Annotated in this window: 16 protein-coding genes; 10 read left to right on the top strand and 6 right to left on the bottom strand. The window is 26.4% G+C overall.

Going from position 1 to position 17,426, the window contains the following annotated elements; genetic code table 11:
* Window positions 1–2 precede the first annotated feature (2 nt).
* Genes AMO08_RS04005 through aspS form a run of 3 tightly spaced genes read left to right on the top strand, consistent with a single transcriptional unit; the run spans window position 3 to window position 3,525 of the window.
* The gene (locus AMO08_RS04005; protein ID WP_075485411.1) at window positions 3–1,091 is read left to right on the top strand and encodes a DUF2066 domain-containing protein; all 1,089 of its coding nucleotides are present in this window, start codon (window positions 3–5) and stop codon (window positions 1,089–1,091) included.
* Entirely contained in the window at window positions 1,078–1,740 is a 663-nt protein-coding gene (locus tag AMO08_RS04010; RefSeq protein WP_075485413.1) for a P-loop NTPase family protein, read from the top strand. The genes AMO08_RS04005 and AMO08_RS04010 overlap by 14 nt, the downstream gene beginning before the upstream one ends.
* Window positions 1,741–3,525: an aspartate--tRNA ligase gene (aspS, locus tag AMO08_RS04015; RefSeq protein WP_075485415.1), complete on the top strand. Its 1,785-nt coding sequence runs from the start codon at window positions 1,741–1,743 to the stop codon at window positions 3,523–3,525.
* 1 nt (window position 3,526) lies between these two features.
* On the opposite strand, the gene AMO08_RS04020 is transcribed toward aspS, so the two are convergent.
* The gene (locus AMO08_RS04020) at window positions 3,527–4,351 is read right to left on the bottom strand and encodes a TSCPD domain-containing protein (RefSeq protein ID WP_075485417.1); all 825 of its coding nucleotides are present in this window, start codon (window positions 4,349–4,351) and stop codon (window positions 3,527–3,529) included.
* 114 nt (window positions 4,352–4,465) lie between these two features.
* On the opposite strand from AMO08_RS04020, the gene AMO08_RS04025 reads away from it, so the two are divergent.
* The gene (locus AMO08_RS04025; protein WP_075485419.1) at window positions 4,466–4,825 is read left to right on the top strand and encodes an NADH-ubiquinone oxidoreductase subunit NDUFA12 family protein; all 360 of its coding nucleotides are present in this window, start codon (window positions 4,466–4,468) and stop codon (window positions 4,823–4,825) included.
* Window positions 4,788–5,195, top strand: a complete 408-nt coding sequence (locus tag AMO08_RS04030) for a DUF2155 domain-containing protein (RefSeq protein ID WP_075485421.1) — start codon at window positions 4,788–4,790, stop codon at window positions 5,193–5,195. The genes AMO08_RS04025 and AMO08_RS04030 overlap by 38 nt, the downstream gene beginning before the upstream one ends.
* Here the strand turns inward: AMO08_RS04030 and accC are convergent.
* Genes accC through aroQ form a run of 3 tightly spaced genes read right to left on the bottom strand, consistent with a single transcriptional unit; the run spans window position 5,192 to window position 7,403 of the window.
* Window positions 5,192–6,529, bottom strand: coding sequence for an acetyl-CoA carboxylase biotin carboxylase subunit (gene accC / locus AMO08_RS04035; RefSeq protein WP_075485423.1), 1,338 nt, complete (start codon window positions 6,527–6,529; stop codon window positions 5,192–5,194). The genes AMO08_RS04030 and accC overlap by 4 nt on opposite strands.
* Window positions 6,530–6,532: 3 nt before the next feature.
* Window positions 6,533–6,967 carry an acetyl-CoA carboxylase biotin carboxyl carrier protein gene (locus AMO08_RS04040; protein ID WP_075485425.1) on the bottom strand — a complete coding sequence of 145 codons (435 nt, stop codon included), beginning with the start codon at window positions 6,965–6,967 and terminating at the stop codon, window positions 6,533–6,535.
* On the bottom strand, window positions 6,954–7,403 hold the full coding sequence (gene aroQ, locus AMO08_RS04045; protein WP_075485427.1) for a type II 3-dehydroquinate dehydratase: 450 nt from the start codon (window positions 7,401–7,403) through the stop codon (window positions 6,954–6,956). The genes AMO08_RS04040 and aroQ overlap by 14 nt, the downstream gene beginning before the upstream one ends.
* A gap of 16 nt (window positions 7,404–7,419) precedes the next feature.
* On the opposite strand from aroQ, the gene thiS reads away from it, so the two are divergent.
* Both thiS and AMO08_RS04055 read left to right on the top strand, forming a co-directional pair.
* The gene (gene thiS, locus AMO08_RS04050; protein WP_075485429.1) at window positions 7,420–7,638 is read left to right on the top strand and encodes a sulfur carrier protein ThiS; all 219 of its coding nucleotides are present in this window, start codon (window positions 7,420–7,422) and stop codon (window positions 7,636–7,638) included.
* A gap of 1 nt (window position 7,639) precedes the next feature.
* On the top strand, window positions 7,640–8,413 hold the full coding sequence (locus tag AMO08_RS04055) for a thiazole synthase (RefSeq protein WP_075485500.1): 774 nt from the start codon (window positions 7,640–7,642) through the stop codon (window positions 8,411–8,413).
* On the opposite strand, the gene AMO08_RS04060 is transcribed toward AMO08_RS04055, so the two are convergent.
* Window positions 8,406–10,223 carry an Rne/Rng family ribonuclease gene (locus tag AMO08_RS04060; RefSeq protein ID WP_075485431.1) on the bottom strand — a complete coding sequence of 606 codons (1,818 nt, stop codon included), beginning with the start codon at window positions 10,221–10,223 and terminating at the stop codon, window positions 8,406–8,408. The genes AMO08_RS04055 and AMO08_RS04060 overlap by 8 nt on opposite strands.
* Before the next feature lie 99 nt (window positions 10,224–10,322).
* Here AMO08_RS04060 and AMO08_RS04065 point away from each other — a divergent pair, with 99 nt between their 5' ends.
* The 3 genes from AMO08_RS04065 to AMO08_RS04075 all read left to right on the top strand — a co-directional run bounded on the left by AMO08_RS04065 (window position 10,323) and on the right by AMO08_RS04075 (window position 16,176).
* Window positions 10,323–12,659, top strand: a complete 2,337-nt coding sequence (locus AMO08_RS04065; RefSeq protein ID WP_075485433.1) for a penicillin-binding protein 1A — start codon at window positions 10,323–10,325, stop codon at window positions 12,657–12,659.
* Window positions 12,659–13,760 (top strand): peptide chain release factor 2 gene (prfB, locus tag AMO08_RS04070; RefSeq protein WP_425304634.1). Its coding sequence is split into 2 segments (ribosomal slippage): window positions 12,659–12,727 and window positions 12,729–13,760, totalling 1,101 coding nucleotides; the frame shifts between segments, so codons are not numbered across the junction. Before AMO08_RS04065 ends, prfB begins: the two co-directional genes overlap by 1 nt.
* Window positions 13,750–16,176, top strand: a complete 2,427-nt coding sequence (locus AMO08_RS04075) for an AsmA-like C-terminal region-containing protein (protein ID WP_075485437.1) — start codon at window positions 13,750–13,752, stop codon at window positions 16,174–16,176. The genes prfB and AMO08_RS04075 overlap by 11 nt, the downstream gene beginning before the upstream one ends.
* Here AMO08_RS04075 and tyrS read toward each other — a convergent pair.
* Window positions 16,173–17,402 (bottom strand): tyrosine--tRNA ligase, encoded by a 1,230-nt coding sequence (gene tyrS / locus AMO08_RS04080; RefSeq protein ID WP_075485439.1) that lies wholly within the window; start codon window positions 17,400–17,402, stop codon window positions 16,173–16,175. The genes AMO08_RS04075 and tyrS overlap by 4 nt on opposite strands.
* Between the last annotated feature and the right edge of the window lie 24 nt (window positions 17,403–17,426).

The raw sequence follows: 17,426 nt of genomic DNA on the forward strand, positions 1-17,426 counted from the left end.
TTATGAAATTTATTTCTCTACTTAGTAATTTAAAGCTTTTATATAATTTTTTTTTATTTCTTGCTTTAATAAATATTTTCTTTTCCACAGAAAAAGGTTATGCAAAGACGTTTTCTATAAATGATATTGAAATATCAACACCTTTTGAAATAAATTTTAATAAAAATGAAATTATCGATGAAGGGTTTGTAAAGGCATTTAATGAACTTATTTTGTCAATTGTCCAAAGTAAAGATCATGAAAAATTAAAAAATACATCAATTAATCAAATAAAAGGAATGATAGAAACTTTCTCAATTAAGGAAGAAAAGTTTATTGATGAAATTTATTATCTTGCCCTAAATGTTTCATTTAATAAAAAAAATATATTTGATTTATTAGAAACAAAAAATATTTTTCCATCTTTACCTGTGAAAAAAGATTTTTTATTCATCCCCGTACTTGTTGATCAAAATAAAAACCAAGTTTTAATGTTCTCTGAGAATAAGTTATTTTCTGCTTGGAATTTAAATAATAAAAAATACAGTCTTTTAAATTATATTTTACCTACTGAAGATTTAGATGATTTTAGATTGATAAAACAAAATGTTAATAATTTAGAAAATTATGACTTCAAAGAAATTATAAATAAATACAATATAAATGATCAGATTATAATGATTGTGTTTAAGAATAATAATAAAATAAGAGTATTTAACAAAATTTTTTTTAATCAAAATAATAACTTAAAAAATTTAAATTATAATGAGGTTAATTTTGATGATGAAAAAGAGTTATTTAAATTTATTGATAATTTAAAATTAGTCTACGAAGATTTTTGGAAATCACAAAATCAAATCAATACTTCAGTAAAGTTATCTTTAAATATTTCTATTGATAATTCTAATAATATAAAAATTAATAAATTTGAAAAAATTTTATCTAAGATGGATTTGATATATAATTTTTCAATTTATAAGTTCGATAATCGAAATAATTTTTATAAAGTTATTTTCAACGGAACACCTGATAAGTTTTTGGAAGTTATGCGTGATCAAAATTATGATTTTGAAATTAAAAATAAAATTTGGGTTTTAAATGACAAATCTTAATCAGCAAATACTTAAATTTGATTATGATCAAAATTTTAAAGATCAGGATTTTTATGTTTCAAACAGCAACGAACACTCTTTTAATCTTTTAAATAGTTGGCCAAAATGGGATAAAAATTTTATAAACTTAATAGGTGAAAAGTTTTCAGGAAAAAGTCATTTAATAAATATATTTTTAGAAAAGCATAGAGGAATTAAAATTAATGCAGAAGATATTAATAATGACTTTCTTCAACAAATTAAAATATATGAAAATATTATTGTTGAGGATTTAACTAAAAAAATAAATGAAAACTTATTATTTACACTTATAAATATAATAGATCAGGATAATAAGTATTTAATAGTAACTTCAAAAATACCAATAGTTGACTTTAAATTTAAATTAAATGATCTTAATTCAAGATCTGCCAATTTTATTTTATCTCAAATTGAAAAACCTGGTGACGATTTGATTTATGCATTAATATTAAAAAATCTTTCTGATCGTCAAATATCTATAGACCAAAAACTTATTGAATTTATAATTAAGAGAATTGATAGAACTTATGGCAAAATTTCTGATTTCATATATAAAATCGACGAAATTAGTTTAAAAAGAAAGAAACCAATCGATTTTAAAATTATAAAAGAAGCGTTAGAGGTTTAATTGAATAAATACAGAACACACAAGTGTAATGAATTAAGAAAAGAGGATGTAGATAAAAAAATTTCTCTTTCAGGCTGGATAAATAAAAAAAGAGACCATGGGAATATATTATTTATTGATTTGAGAGACAATTATGGAGTTACCCAATGTATAATTGATAAAGATAATAAATATTTTTCTGATTTAGAAAAAATGCAATTAGAGACTGTAATTAAAGTTGAGGGAAAAGTAGTTAATAGATCTAAAGAAACAATTAATTCAGAAATAGACACAGGTGAAATAGAGATTGTTATTGAGAAGTATGAAGTTTTAGGGACTTGTAAAGAACTACCTATGCCAATCTTTAGTGATCAAGAATATGCTGAAGAAATAAGATTAAAATATAGATTTTTAGATTTAAGAAGAAAAAAAATTCATGAAAATATTATTTTAAGATCTAAAGTTATTTCATACATCAGAAATGAAATGACTAAATTGGGTTTTTTAGAATTTCAAACACCAATTTTAACCTCATCTAGCCCAGAGGGTGCTAGAGATTTTTTAGTGCCAAGTCGTTTAAATCCTGGAAAATTTTATGCATTACCTCAAGCTCCTCAACAATTTAAACAACTAATAATGGTCTCAGGTTTTGACAGATATTTTCAAATTGCACCTTGTTTTAGAGATGAAGATGCTAGAGCGGACAGAAGTCCTGGAGAATTTTATCAATTAGATTTAGAAATGTCATTTGTTGAGCAGGAAGATGTATTTAATGTAGTTGAGAAATTAATGGTTAATACGTTTAAAAATTTTTCAACTAAAAAACTGATGTTTGATAAATTTCCAAAGATTTCATACAAGGAAGCAATGCTTAAATATGGTACTGATAAACCAGATTTAAGAAACCCACTCATTGTAAATGATATAACTGAAATTTTTACAAGAAAAGATGTTTCATTTGAAATATTTAAAAAATTAGTAAAATCTGGATCTAAAGTAAGATGTATTATTACAAAAAATACGAAAGATAAGCCAAGAAGTTTTTTTGATAATATTGATAAATGGGCAAAAGAAGAAGGAGCTTCTGGTTTAGCTTATTTTACTTTTGAAAAAGATGAAGATATTTCAGCAAAAGGACCTATAGGAAAATTCTTTTCTCAAGATGCATTGGTTGAAATCATGAAAAAAACAAACTGTGAAATAGGGGATAGTATTTTCATGGCTTGTGGAAAACAAGATGAATTAGAAAAAATTACTGCACTAGCAAGAGATAAAATCGGAAGGGATTTAAATTTAATAGATGAAAATGTTTTCGCATTTTGCTGGATTGTAGATTATCCAATGTTTGAAAAAGATGAATCAACAAACAAGATTGAATTTAGTCACAATCCATTTTCAATGCCTCAAGGTGATTTAAGGGAAATAGATTTTGAAAACCCATTAGATATACTTGCTTATCAATACGATATAGTTTGTAATGGTATAGAATTATCTTCAGGAGCAATTAGAAATCATAAACCAGAACTCATGTATAAACTTTTCTCGATTGCGGGATATGATAAAAAGCAAGTAGATGAAAAATTTAGTGGTATGATTAATGCACTTAGTTATGGCGCACCACCACATGGAGGAATAGCACCTGGTATTGACAGAATCGTAATGTTAATAGCTAATGAGAAAAATATTAGGGAAGTAACTATGTTTCCAATGAACCAAAATGCACAAGATTTGATGATGAATTCACCATCTGAGGTAAATCCAGATCAATTGAAAGAATTAAACTTAGCTTTAAAAACAAAAAAATAACTTATTTTTTACCTTTTAAACTTATTTTTACATCTGAAAGATCAACTAGATTTTTTTTATAATTATTTCTAACGAAACCTTTACTGGTAATGTCTTTTACAATTTTCAATAATTGATTTTGATCTTCAGAGCTTTGATCTTCTGCATTGATGGCATCATTTCCTCCAATAGCTGGAGTATGGGCCAGATCTTCTCTATTCTGATATGAAATAGCTAATTCTCTAAAAATATAATCCAAAATTGATGTAGCGCTTAAAATTCTATCATTTCCATGGACTTTTCCAGATGGTTCAAATTTTGTACCTACAAATGCACTTATAAACTCATCTAACGGAACACCATATTGAAGTCCAAGAGAAACAGCAATTGCAAAATTATTCATTAAAGCTTTTACAAGCTCACCTTCTTTACTAGTATCAATAAATATTTCTCCAATTTTTCCGTCTTCATATTCTCCCGTATGAAGGTAAACTTTGTGATCACCAATAGTAGCTTTTTGAATATATCCTTTTCTTCTGTCAGGCATGCTAAACCTTTTGCCGGACTTCTCGTTAGCAGTGTTAATACTTGTTATTATATTTTCTTTATTTATTGGGCTTTTTTTGTCTATTTCAGAAACTGCATCTACTTTATTATTTTTAAGGACATTATTGTTTTTAGGGTCTAAACTTTTTGTTTTTCTGTTATCAAGTTTTACGTCTAAAACTTCAAATTTGCCATCATCTCTTTTTTCTAAATTTTTTAACTCTACCTCATTAATATCATCTAAATAATGATTTACTTTAAATGTACAGGTATAATAAGTTTCAACTAAATACTTTGCCATTTGACCTCAATTATAATTTTAATTTGAATAATGAATCAATTAATTTATATACATATTCATATTTTAGTCTAATTTAAATTTTACAATTTTTAATTGAATAAATAAAAAAATATTATGTTGACACTCTTAAAAAAAATTTTCACATGGTGGAATCAAGATACCTTTGGAACAAGACTAAAAACTATTTTTTTTGGAAAACTAGTAGGTACTGATGAGTTAGGTAATAAATACTATGAGAGTAAAAACGGTAAAAGATGGGTTATCTATTCAAACACAATTGATGCATCAAAAATTCCAGTAGAATGGTATTCTTGGATACATTTTACGCCTAATAAAATTGAGAAAAAACACACATTAGAAAAATATAACTGGCAAAAACCGCATCAAGAAAATTTAACTGGAACTGACGCAGCATATTATCCAAATAAAAATAAAGATGGTGTTAAAAAGAAATACTCAAGTTGGAAAGAATAATTTTAAATTAATTTATTTAGTTTTTTTATTTTATTTTTGTTTAGTTTTTAGTTCAAATTCAAAAATTAATTTAGAGGGAAATTTTACTGATATAAAAATTTTAGACAAAATAAGTTCTAAAAATACCTTGCTTAAACTAAAAAATGGAGAATTAAAAAAATTTAAAGATTTATCTATTAAAAGCCTCAAGTGTAAAAATTCAGAATTTGATGATAATCCAGAAATAACTGCATATATTCAGGTTAGGGATTTAACAAATAAAAGTAATGATGAGGTTTTTGTTTTTAATGGTTGGATGTTTTCATCCAGCCCTTCAATAACACCTTTCGATCATCCTGTTTATGATGTTTGGCTTGTTAGTTGTTATTAAACTATCGGGTCTTTATCTAACCAACTTACATTAAAATTTGAATTAATAAATTTTTTATGATTTAGCAATTTTTTATGAAGTGGAATAGTCGTGGTAATGCCTTCTATTACAAACTCATCTAAAGATCTATTCATTCTTTGAATTGCTTCTGTTCTGTTTCTACCATGACAAATTAACTTACAAACCATACTATCGTAATAAGGTGTTACCTTATATCCTTGGAATATTGAACCATCAACTCTAGTTCTAAAACCAGATGGTTGATGACACATACTAATAACTCCAGGGGAAGGCTGAAAGTTTTTACTAGCATCTTCAGCATTTATTCTACATTCAATTGCATGTCCTCTAGGATTTACATCACTTTGTTTTAAAGCTGTTTCTCCTGAAAAAGCAATCCAAATTTGCTCTTTAATTATATCAATACCAGTGACCATCTCGGTTACAGGATGTTCAACTTGAACTCTTGTATTCATTTCAAGGAAATAAAATTTCCCATCTTCATATATAAATTCAACAGTCCCAGCTCCCATATAACCTATTTTTGCTACCATTTTGACTGTTCTTTCAAATAAATCTTTTCTTATTTCATCATTTAAAACTGGACTTGGTGTTTCTTCTATTAATTTTTGATGTCTTCTTTGAACCGAACAGTCTCTCTCATGTAGGTGAACTGCTCTATTTTTTCCAGCTAATATTTGAACCTCAATATGCCTTGGATTTTGAAAAAATTTTTCAATATAAACTTCATCATTACCAAAGTATTTTTGTGCTTCTGATTTTGCAGTTGAAAACAACGTTTCAAATTCTTCTTCTTTATAAACTATTTTCATACCTTTACCTCCACCTCCACCTGAGGCTTTGATTAACAAAGGAAAACCAATTTTTTTACATAGTTCTTTTGCTTCAGAAACATTTTTTACTCCTCCCTCAGAGCCCTCAATAACAGGCAATCCATTTTCTTTAGCTATTCTTTTTGCTTGAATTTTATCACCCATCATTTCAATATGTTTTGATGAAGCTCCTATAAAATTAATTTTATTCTCTTCTAAAATTCTTGCAAAATTCGCATTTTCCGAAAGAAAACCATAGCCAGGATGAACAGCATCAGCATTTGTAAGTTCTATTGCTGACATTAATGCTGGAATATTTAAATAACTATTTGCAGGTTGATGAGAACCAATACACACACTTTCATCAGCCATTCTGACATGCATACTTTCTTTATCTACATCTGAATGAACAGCTACTGTAGATATTCCCCATTCTTTACAGGCTCTAATAATTCTAACCGCAATTTCCCCACGGTTTGCAATTAAAATTTTTTTAAACATTATTTATTCAAGGATAATAATAGTTTGACCAAATTCTACGGGTTGACCATCTTCAACACAAATTTCTTTTACTACGCCATCTGCTGTTGAAGGGACATGGTTCATTGTTTTCATTGCCTCAACAATCATTATTGTATCACCTTTTTTAATCTTTTTTCCAATCTCAACAAACTTTTTAGCACCAGGTTCTGGTGCATGATAGGCTGTTCCAATTATAGGTGAGGTAATTTCAATTCCTGATTTAATATTTTGAGTTTGATTAGGTGGCGAACCTGTTGTGGATGTTGAGGGCGAAATAACTTGTGGCTGGTTACTAATTGAAACATTATTTTTTGATACTTTAATTTTTGTATCTTTTTCAGTTATCTCTATTTCAGTAAGATTAAATTCTTTTAAATAATCACTTAATTCTTTAATTATTTTTTTATCTATTTTCATTTTGCAAAGTCTTTTGTAATGAAATTATGGCCAAAATATATCCTTCAGCACCCAATCCAAAAATTCCCCCAGTAACGACACCACTTATAAGTGATTTATGTCTAAATTCCTCTCTTTTATAAATATTAGATAAATGTAACTCGATTATTGGTTTTTTGAATAAATCTAAAGCATCTCTTATAGCCACAGAGGTATGAGTAAATGCAGCGGCATTTATTATCATGCCATCAAATTTTTTCCTAGCATCTTGAATTATATTAACAAGCTCTCCTTCAACATTAGATTGAGCAAATTCAACATCAATACCGATTTCTCCTGCTTTTTTTGAACATTTTTTTTTAAGTTGATCAAAAGTAATTGATCCATATTGTGATTGTTCTCTTTCTCCTAATAGATTAAGATTTGGACCATTAATAATAATTATTTTATTATTCATTCAGCACTTATATACGATGAAAAAAATAAAAAAAATAAAAATTAAAATAAATGGCAAAATCAAATCTATAAAGCAAGATTCCAACCTTTCTGAAGTGTTAAAAAATCTAAAAATTCCTTTAAATAAAGTAGCTATTGAGCTTAATGAAGAAATAATAGATAAAAAAAAAATTAACAAAATTAATTTGAATAAAAATGATAAAATTGAAATAGTTCATTTTATTGGAGGTGGTTAATTTGAAAAAAGATAGTCTGATTATTGCGAATAAAAAATTTAATTCCAGATTAATTGTTGGAACAGGAAAATATAAAAGCATGACTGAGTGCGCAAAAGCAATTAAACTTTCTGGAGCAGAAATCGTAACAGTTGCTGTAAGAAGGGTAAATATTTCAGATAAAAAAAAGCCTTTATTGATGGATTATATTGATCCAAAAAAAATTACATATTTACCAAATACAGCAGGCTGCTTTAATTCAAAAGAAGCTTTGAGAACTTTGAGATTAGCTAGGGAAATAGGTGGTTGGAAGTTAGTTAAATTAGAAGTTTTAGGAGATAAAAAAAATTTATTTCCTGACATGATAGAAACTTTAAAATCAACAGAAGTTTTAGCTAAGGAGGGTTTTAAGGTTATGGTTTATTGCAATGATGATCCTTTAATGGCTAAGCGTTTAGAGAATTCAGGTGCTGATGCTATTATGCCTTTAGCTGCGCCAATTGGATCAGGACTAGGCATTCAAAACAAAATTAATATTCAAATAATTAGAAAACAAACAAAACTTCCATTAATCATTGATGCTGGTTTAGGTCAAGCTTCAGATGCTACAATTGCAATGGAATTAGGATGTGACGGAGTTCTGGTTAATACTGCAATTGCTAAAGCTAAAAAGCCTTTCGAGATGGCACTTGCATTTAAAAATGCAGTCATTGCTGGAAGACAATCTTTTAAATCTGGAAGAATAGATAAAATTTTAATGGGCAATCCATCTTCTCCATCCAAAGGAATTATTTAGTTTTTTTAAAATATCTTTTTTTCTTAAAAGTTTTTTTATTAATTTTTTTCTTTACTTTATTTACTGCTAACTTACTTTCTTTATTTTGTATTTCCAAATTTTTTAATTTTTCATAATATTCTATTAATTCAATTGTTTTTTTTGATTTATTTTTAATATCTATGATGTACTCGGGTATAATCAAAGAATTGTCACTAATAATATCTATTTTCATTTTATTTTTTTTCTCAAAATAAGTTAAATCTTCAACAAAATTTTCTTTAAGGAAATCTGAAACTTTTTCACATACTTTTAATTCAACAAATTTAGCTTTATTAATAACTGCTTTTAATTCAACAATTTTTAGTAGTTTTTGAGCAAAAGATTCATCAGTTAATGTAACTTTCCATTTAATTGCACTTTCTCTTAGCCTTTGTCTTGACATTTCCAAAAGACCAAAATTACTTATTCTTCCAATTTGAATTCTTGCTCTATCTGATCTGCATTTTTCTTTTAGTTTTCTTTCTACTAATCTCCTATTTCCGTAACCAAGCATATCAATAAAATCTATAATGATTAAACCAGACAAATCTCTTATTTTAATTTGTCTTGCAATTTCTTCAGCAGCCTCGATATTCGTATCTAAAGCAGTGCTTTCAACATTTTTTCCTTTTATTGAACTTCCAGAATTTATATCAATAGAAACTAAAGCCTCTGTTGGGTTAATAACCAAATATCCTCCTGATTTAAGTTTAATTTCAGATTCAAATATTTGATTTAATTTTTGTTCAATATTTTCTTGAATAAATAGTGGAATTTTTCCTCTATATTTTTTTACTTTCTTCACATTTGATGGCATCATAGTTTTCATGAACGATTGAGCTTTTTTATAACCGTCGTTACCCTCTACAATTATATTTTGGGTATTTTCATCAAACATATCTCTTAAAGTTCTTTTAATTATTTCACTTTCTTGATGAATTAAAGAGGGAGCGATAGAGTTGATTGCATTTTCCTTTATTTGACTCCAAGAATTGATCAAAGTTGTTAAATCACTATTTATTTCATTTTTTGTTTTATTGCTTCCAGCAGTTCTTACAATTAATCCCATCTCCTTAGGTATTTCAATTTCATTTAAAATTGTTCTTATTTTTTTTCTATCAGCAGGATTAAATATTTTTCTTGATATACCTCCTCCTTTAGGAGTGTTTGGCATTAATACTATATATTTACCAGCAATTGAAATAAATGTACTTAATGCAGCACCTTTTTGACCTCTTTCATCTTTTAAAACTTGTACAAGAATTACCTGGTTAGGTTTTATTACTTCTTGAATTTTATATCTTTTAAATTTAAATCTGTGCTCTTTCTTTTTTTCTTTTCCATCATCTAAATTTTCTTTTTCAGTAATATTTTCTTTATTACTTGAATCTTCTTCTATTTGTTCCTCTGATATCTTCTCTATAGGATCATCAATTTCTAGTTTTCCTTCAGCAATGTTTTCCTCTTCTTTAGCCTCAACTTCTCTTGAAAGTTCTTCTCTTGCTTTTTCCTCCTCCTCTTTAATTCTTTCTAAATCTGCTTTTGGTATCTGATAATAATCTGATTGAATATCATTAAAAGACAAAAACCCATGCCTCTCTCTTCCAAAATCAACAAAGGCTGCTTGCAAAGAGGGTTCAATTCTACTTACTTTACCTAAATAAATATTATTTTTAATTAAGTTATTTTTTAAACCTTCGTACTCGTAATCTTCAATATTTTCGCCTGATTTAAGAACAACTCTAGTTTCGTTAGGATGCGAAGCATCGATATATAAATTTTTTTCCATAATTTTGTGAATGTTGATTTCATTAGTAATTTAATATTAAAATTTTGTTTAATTTTCTTGCCATATCTTTAACAAATTCCAAGATATAATGAAATTAAAATGAATAAATTTTTAAGAAATATCTTTGTTTTAATTACTTCTTTTATTCTATTATCAGCAATTTCGATAATAAGTGTTTTATGGACTTATTCTAATGATTTACCAGATTATAAATTTCTTAAAAGTTACAAACCTCCTGTTTCCAGCAAAGTTTACTCTGGTAATGGTGATTTGGTGGCAGATTTTTCAAAGGAAAAAAGAGTATTTGTTCCATTTAATTCAATTCCAAAAAATGTAATTAACGCATTTTTATCTGCTGAAGATAAAAATTTTTTCAAACATCCAGGTGTTGATGCTAAAGGTGTTATTAGAGCTGTAATAAATAATATTTCAAATATTTTATCATCTAAAAGGTTAGAGGGAGCATCCACAATTACTCAACAGGTAGCAAAAAACTTTTTACTAACAAATGAAGTAAGTTTAAATAGGAAAATTAAGGAAGCAATTCTAGCTTTTAGAATAGAGAGAGCTTTATCTAAAGAAAGAATTCTAGAACTTTATCTAAATCAAATTTATCTTGGAAGTGGAGCATATGGAGTAGCTGCTGCAAGCCTAGAGTATTTTGATAAATCTATTAAAGATTTAAATTATTCAGAAGCTGCTTTATTAGCAGCTTTGCCAAAAGCACCCAGCAGATATAATCCCTATAGAGATCCAGATATAGCAAAATTTAGAAGAAATTTAGTTTTAAAAAATTTGTTAGATAATAATTATTTAACTTCAGAATGGTATGAGAAACTTACAAAAGAGGAAATAATTTTAAAAAAAAATAAAAAAATTTATTTAGAAGATGCTCAATATTTTATTGAAGATGTGAGAAAAAGTGTAATTGAAACTTTGAGCTATGATAAAGTTTACAAACAAGGTTTTAATATCAATACTCCAATAGATTTAAGTTTACAAACAATCGCAACAAAATCACTTAGAAATGGATTAATAGCATATGACAAAAGAAAGGGATGGAGAGGACCACTTACTAACAAGATTTATAATTCAGAATGGAAAAAAGGTTTAGGAAAGTATAAATTAGAAAATTCAATTAATTGGAAATTAGCAATAGTCAAAAAGATAAATAAATTTTCAGCAGAAATAGAAACAGAAGATAATATCGAAGGTGTTATTGAATATCAGAGTATTTCTTGGACAAAAAAAGAATTTAATAAATTATTAAAACCTGGTGATATTATTTATGTTAAAAAACTTAAAGAAAATATTTTTAACTTACAACAATTACCAAAGGTAAATGGTGGAATTGTTGTGATGGATCCATTTACTGGAAGAGTTTTAGCACTAAGTGGTGGTTTTAGTTTTAAACAAAGTGAATTTAACAGAGCAACTCAAGCTGAAAGACAGCCTGGATCAGCTTTTAAACCATTTGTTTATGCATTAGCTTTAGAGAATAAATTTACACCAACATCATTAGTTCTAGACGCACCACTGGTTTTAGATCAGGGGGATGATTTAAAAATGTGGAAACCAGAAAATTATGGAAAAAAATTTTACGGACCTTCGACTTTAAGAGTTGGCTTGGAGAAATCTAGAAATTTAATGACAGTAAGAATAGCCCAAAATCTTGGTGTAGAAAAAATAGTTGATTTTTCAAAAGCATTAAAAATTTATGATAATCCAGAAGAACTTTTATCCATATCTTTGGGATCTGCTGAAACAACTTTATTAAAACTTACATCTGCTTATTCAGTTTTTGTTAATGGAGGAAAACTTGTTGAACCAATACTGATTGATAGAATTCAGGACAGTGAAGGAAATACTATTTTTAATAATGATAAAAGAAAATGTATTAATTGTGATCAAATTTCTTATTTAACAAACGATTATCCAGAGATTAAAAATAACTATACTCAAATTTTTTCTCCAGAAACAGCTTTTCAAATAACATCAATTTTAGAAGGAGTTGTTCAAAGAGGTACAGCTAAAAAACTAAAAGATTTAAATTTAAATATTGCAGGTAAAACTGGAACAACAAATAAAAATACAGATACTTGGTTTATAGGTTTTACCTCAAATTTACTAGTTGGTGTTTATGTTGGTTCAGATAACCCAACTCCATTAGGAAAATATGAAACAGGATCTAAAACGGCTTTGCCAATATTCAAAAGTTTTATAAGTGATTCTATTAAAAAAAATGATGCAAGACCATTTAAGGCTGCTAAAGGTACTTTGATGATGGTTGTTGACCCTTTAACAGGTCAAAAAGCAAAATTTAACTCAAAGAATACTATTATTGAGGTTTTTAAAAAAGAAAATGTGATTGATGGAAAAGTACTTTATACAAATTCAGATAGATTAGATTCAAATAATATATTAAAGTTTTACTAATGGATAATAATTATCAAAATATTAAAGAAGAAGTTGAAAAGATAAATCAAAAAATACAGGAGTATCTTTGAAAAAAACAATATCCATTCAAAACTGCAATCTTTAAATTCACAAATGCTGAGTGCCGATTTTTGGCAAGATAAAAATAACTCTCAAAAAGTAATTAAAGAAAAGAAATTTTATGAAGATTTAACTAACTCTTTAAATAATAATGTTGAAAAACTTAAAGATCTAGATGATTTAAATCAACTGGCGTTTGAAGAAGAAAATTTACAGGTTCAAAAAGAAGTTCTTCAAAATATTAAAGATTTAAGAAATGAAGTTAAAAAAAATGAAATTAAATGTTTTTTATCTAATGAAGCAGACCCTTTAAATTGTTACATAGAAATACATGCTGGTGCCGGAGGTACAGAAAGTCAAGATTGGGCAGATATGTTAAGAAGAATGTATTTAAAATGGTCTGATAAAAAAAATTTTAAGTCAAATTTGATTAGTGAACATAGAGGTGACGAGGCTGGTATAAAGTCTGCAACAATTAAAATAGATGGTGACTATGTTTTTGGATGGTTGAAAAAAGAGTCGGGAATACACAGGTTAGTTAGAATCTCTCCATTTGATTCCGGGGCAAGAAGACATACAAGTTTTGCAAGTGTTTGGATTTATCCAGTTGTAGATGAAAATATAAATATAGAGATTTTAGAAAAAGATTTAAGAATAGATACTTATCGTTCCAGTGGAGCAGGCGGTCAGCACGTTAACACTACTGATAGCGCAGTTAGAATAACACACATTCCATCAAAAATTGTTGTCCAATGTCAAAATGAGAGATCTCAACATAAAAACAAAGAAACATGCATGAATATGTTGAAAGCAAGATTATATGATTATGAAATTAAAAAAAGAGAGGAAGAAAATCAAAATGTTGAAAGTTCTAAATCTGAAATAGGGTGGGGGCATCAAATTAGATCTTATGTTCTTCAACCTTACAGACTTGTAAAAGACAATAGAACTAATTTTGAAAGTACTAGTCCTGATAAAGTATTAGATGGTGATATCGACGAATTTTTAGAACAATCGCTTTATAAACTAAATGAAAAATAATATTTTAAAATATTTTATACTACCTCTGTCAGTGTTAGTTATTTTGACAGTTTACCTTAGTATTGTTGGTATAGAGACAGATAAATTTAACAATCAAATTAAAAAAAGAATTTCACTAATAAATAAAAATATCGATATAGATTTAAAAAAAATTAAATTAATTCTAGATCCTTTAAAACTAAAAATTTATGCAAAAACGGTTGGCACTACAGTATATTTTTCAAAAACACCTTTAGCGTTAGAAAGTATAAAAACTCAAGTTTCTTTAAGTTCTTTAATTAAAAATAAGATTTCATCGTCAAATATAGAGGTAACAACTAAGTCTATATTATTAAATGATTTAATTAAATTTATACGGACCACAAATAATAAACCTGAATTATTTATATTAGAAAAAATTGTAAAAAGAGGTCATGTAATTATAAATCTGAGTTTGAACATTGATGAAAATGGCAAACTTAAAAATGATTATATAATTGAAGGCTTGATAAAGGATGCAAGTATTAATTTTTTAAACAGGGGTAACTTTAAAAATATAAATTTTAATTTCAATTTTCAAAAAGATAATTATCAGTTTGATGAAATAAATTTTAAAGCAGAAGAAGTAAATTTTATTTCAAAAAAACTTAATGTTAAAAAGAAAAAAAATAGCTTTTTAATTGATGCTATTATTGAAAACGATCAATCAAGTTTAAATTCAAATATATTAAAATTATTTAATTTAAGTTTTGAAAATATAATAGTTGATGATGCTAAATTTAAAACAAATAATGAATTTTCTTTTGAAATAGATGAAAAATTCAAAGTTAAAAATATTATTTTAAATTCTGATATAAATATTACTCAGTTAAAATATAAAAATTTAAAAATAATTAATAAATATTTACCAGAAGTTAATGATCTAATTTTACTAGATAATCATAAATTAAATTTAAATTATAAGGACAAAAATTTATCAATTAACGGTGAGGGACAAATTCAGTTAGATACCGGAGAAGTAGATGAAATTAAATATTTTATAAATAAAAAAGATAAGAATTTAAGTATAGATACAGAATTATTTTTAAAAAATATAGTTTTAGAGCAGCAAGATTTTTTAAAAATTTTCTTCCCTCAAACTAATGAAAATATAAATTTAAATAATCAAAAATTAAAAATTAATTTTAAAAATAATAATCTAACTTTTTCAGGTTCTGGAAAATTTAAAATAGATAAAGTTTTTGAAGAAATTGATTATTTTGTTGAGAAAAATGAAAATAAAATAAGCTTTAATACTAATTTAAATTTAAAAAATACCAAATTTAAAATTGATAATATTAATTATAAAAAAAGAGATAAAAGTAAAATGAATCTTCAAATTAATGGAGAAATAAAAAATAAAAAAAATCTTAATATAAATAGCTTTATTATTAATGAAGAAAATAATAACATTAAAATTAAGAATTTATTTCTTAACGATTCTAATCAAATAATAAAAATTGATCAGGCAAATTTTAATTATCTAGATACAGAAAACAAAAAAAATAATTACAACATAAAAAAAGTAGAAGGCCAAAATTATTTAATTAATGGTACCTCATTTAATGCAAATTCTTTAATTTCGAATTTACTAGATGCCAGTGATAAAAAAGAAAACAATCTTTTTGAAAATAACGTACGTATGGAATTAAATTTTGAAGAAGTTTACTTAGATAAAATACACTTTGTTAAGGATTTAAATGGTAAGATAAATATTATTAATAATAAAATAGAAGAGGCAGATATTTTGGCCTTTTATAACAATTCACAAAATATAAAATTTACGATTAAAACAAATGAGCAAGGTGAGAAAATTACTACTCTTTTCTCATCTAAGGCAAAACCACTAGTAGATAGATATAAATTTATTAAAGGATTTAAAGATGATAGGGAAGGATATCTGGATTTTTACTCTTTAAAAAAAAATGGAGTATCAACTTCTAAATTAGTAATTGATAATTTTAAAGTTAAAGAAATTCCAGCACTAGCCAAGTTATTGGCTCTTGCATCTCTTCAAGGAATAGCAGACTTACTTACAGGAGAGGGAATTAGATTTACAGATTTCGAAATGAATTTTACCAATCAAGATAAACTTATGAAAATTCAAGAGTTATATGCAATTGGTCCAGCAATATCTATTTTATTGGAGGGATACATTGAGAAGGATAAATTAATCAGTTTAAGAGGAACCTTGGTTCCAGCGACAACAATTAATAGATCTATTGCTTCAATACCTTTACTTGGAGATCTATTGATTGGAAAGAAAGTGGGAGATGGTGTTTTTGGAGTAAGTTTTAAAATTAAAGGCCCACCTAAAGATTTAGAAACTACTGTAAATCCTATAAAAACTCTAACACCCAGGTTTATTACTAGAACTTTAGAGAAAATAAAAAATTAATTTAATTCTATTTTAATATGTCTTTTTTTTCCAAGGGAAAGTTTAAGATAATTATCTTTAAATAAATTTTTATTGATTTCAAATTTTTCATCTGAAATAACTTCGTCATTAATTTTTACCGCATTCCCTTTTACAAGTCTTCTGATTTCGCTTTTCGAGTTTTCTAGTTGAGACAAAAAAACAAGGTCTACTATATTTATTTTTTCTTCTATTTTATTTGATTGAATATAAACTTTAGGTAAGTTCGAACCTAGAGTGTTTCCGGAGAAAGCTTCTTTTGCTGCTTGCTCAGAATTTTTAGCTGCTTCCTTTCCATGCAACATTTCTGTGGTTTTATTCGCAAGTAGTATTTTTAATTCATTTATGTCTTTATCTTTAATTGTTTCTATTTCCTTAATTTCAATTTCAGTAAACATTTTTAAAAATTTGATTACATCTCTATCATCTACGTTTCTCCAAAATTGCCAATAATCATAAGCTGATAAGTATTTTTCATCTAACCAAATAGCTCCACTTTCAGTTTTTCCCATCTTAGCACCAGTTGCTAGCGTAATTAATGGAGTTGTTAAACCAAAGGTTTGATTATTAGAATATCTTTTAATAAGCTCAACACCATTAACAATGTTTCCCCATTGATCTGAGCCTCCAATTTGTAAGACACAATTTTCTTTCTTATTTAATTCAAGAAAATCATACGCTTGTAAAATCATATAATTAAACTCCATATAGCTTAGAGATTGTTCTCTATCTAATCTGAGTTTCACACTATCAAATGTTAGCATTCTATTTATCGTGAAATGTTTTCCGATATCTCTTAAAAACGAAATATAATTTAAATCTTTAAGCCAAGTATAATTATTTACAAAAATTGGCTTAGTATTCGGATCATCATTATCTAAAAATTTTTTTAAAATATTTTTGATATTTTTAATATTTTTTTCAATCTCATCCTCGCTTAATATTTTTCTAGTTTTGTCTTTACCAGACGGATCCCCAATTCTTGTAGTTCCTCCACCAAGTAAAACTATTGGTCGATGTCCATTTTTTTGAAGTAGTCGTAAACACATTATTTGCAGTAAGCTACCCACATGTAAGCTTTCAGCTGTACAATCAAAACCTATGTAACCTTTTATCTTTTCTTCATCTAATTGTTTAGATAGTTCATCTTCACTTGTGCATTGATAGAAAAAACCTCTATCTTTAAATTCTTTTAAAAATTTATTCATAAGTTTATAGTTACAATATACAAA

Source organism: Candidatus Pelagibacter communis (assembly GCF_001180205.1).
GTDB classification, from domain to species: Bacteria; Pseudomonadota; Alphaproteobacteria; order Pelagibacterales; family Pelagibacteraceae; genus Pelagibacter; species Pelagibacter ubique_O.

Bases quoted from the DNA above. Each gene is read 5' to 3' on its own strand.
- AMO08_RS04075 (WP_075485437.1), top strand. From the start codon at position 13,750: ATGAAAAATAATATTTTAAAATATTTTATACTACCTCTGTCAGTGTTA.
- tyrS (WP_075485439.1), bottom strand. From the start codon at position 17,402: ATGAATAAATTTTTAAAAGAATTTAAAGATAGAGGTTTTTTCTATCAA.
- AMO08_RS04005 (WP_075485411.1), top strand. From the start codon at position 3: ATGAAATTTATTTCTCTACTTAGTAATTTAAAGCTTTTATATAATTTT.
- aroQ (WP_075485427.1), bottom strand. From the start codon at position 7,403: ATGAATAATAAAATAATTATTATTAATGGTCCAAATCTTAATCTATTA.
- thiS (WP_075485429.1), top strand. From the start codon at position 7,420: ATGAAAAAAATAAAAAAAATAAAAATTAAAATAAATGGCAAAATCAAA.
- AMO08_RS04025 (WP_075485419.1), top strand. From the start codon at position 4,466: ATGTTGACACTCTTAAAAAAAATTTTCACATGGTGGAATCAAGATACC.
- AMO08_RS04065 (WP_075485433.1), top strand. From the start codon at position 10,323: ATGAATAAATTTTTAAGAAATATCTTTGTTTTAATTACTTCTTTTATT.
- accC (WP_075485423.1), bottom strand. From the start codon at position 6,529: ATGTTTAAAAAAATTTTAATTGCAAACCGTGGGGAAATTGCGGTTAGA.
- AMO08_RS04020 (WP_075485417.1), bottom strand. From the start codon at position 4,351: ATGGCAAAGTATTTAGTTGAAACTTATTATACCTGTACATTTAAAGTA.
- AMO08_RS04060 (WP_075485431.1), bottom strand. From the start codon at position 10,223: ATGGAAAAAAATTTATATATCGATGCTTCGCATCCTAACGAAACTAGA.
- AMO08_RS04010 (WP_075485413.1), top strand. From the start codon at position 1,078: ATGACAAATCTTAATCAGCAAATACTTAAATTTGATTATGATCAAAAT.
- AMO08_RS04030 (WP_075485421.1), top strand. From the start codon at position 4,788: ATGGTGTTAAAAAGAAATACTCAAGTTGGAAAGAATAATTTTAAATTA.
- AMO08_RS04040 (WP_075485425.1), bottom strand. From the start codon at position 6,967: ATGAAAATAGATAAAAAAATAATTAAAGAATTAAGTGATTATTTAAAA.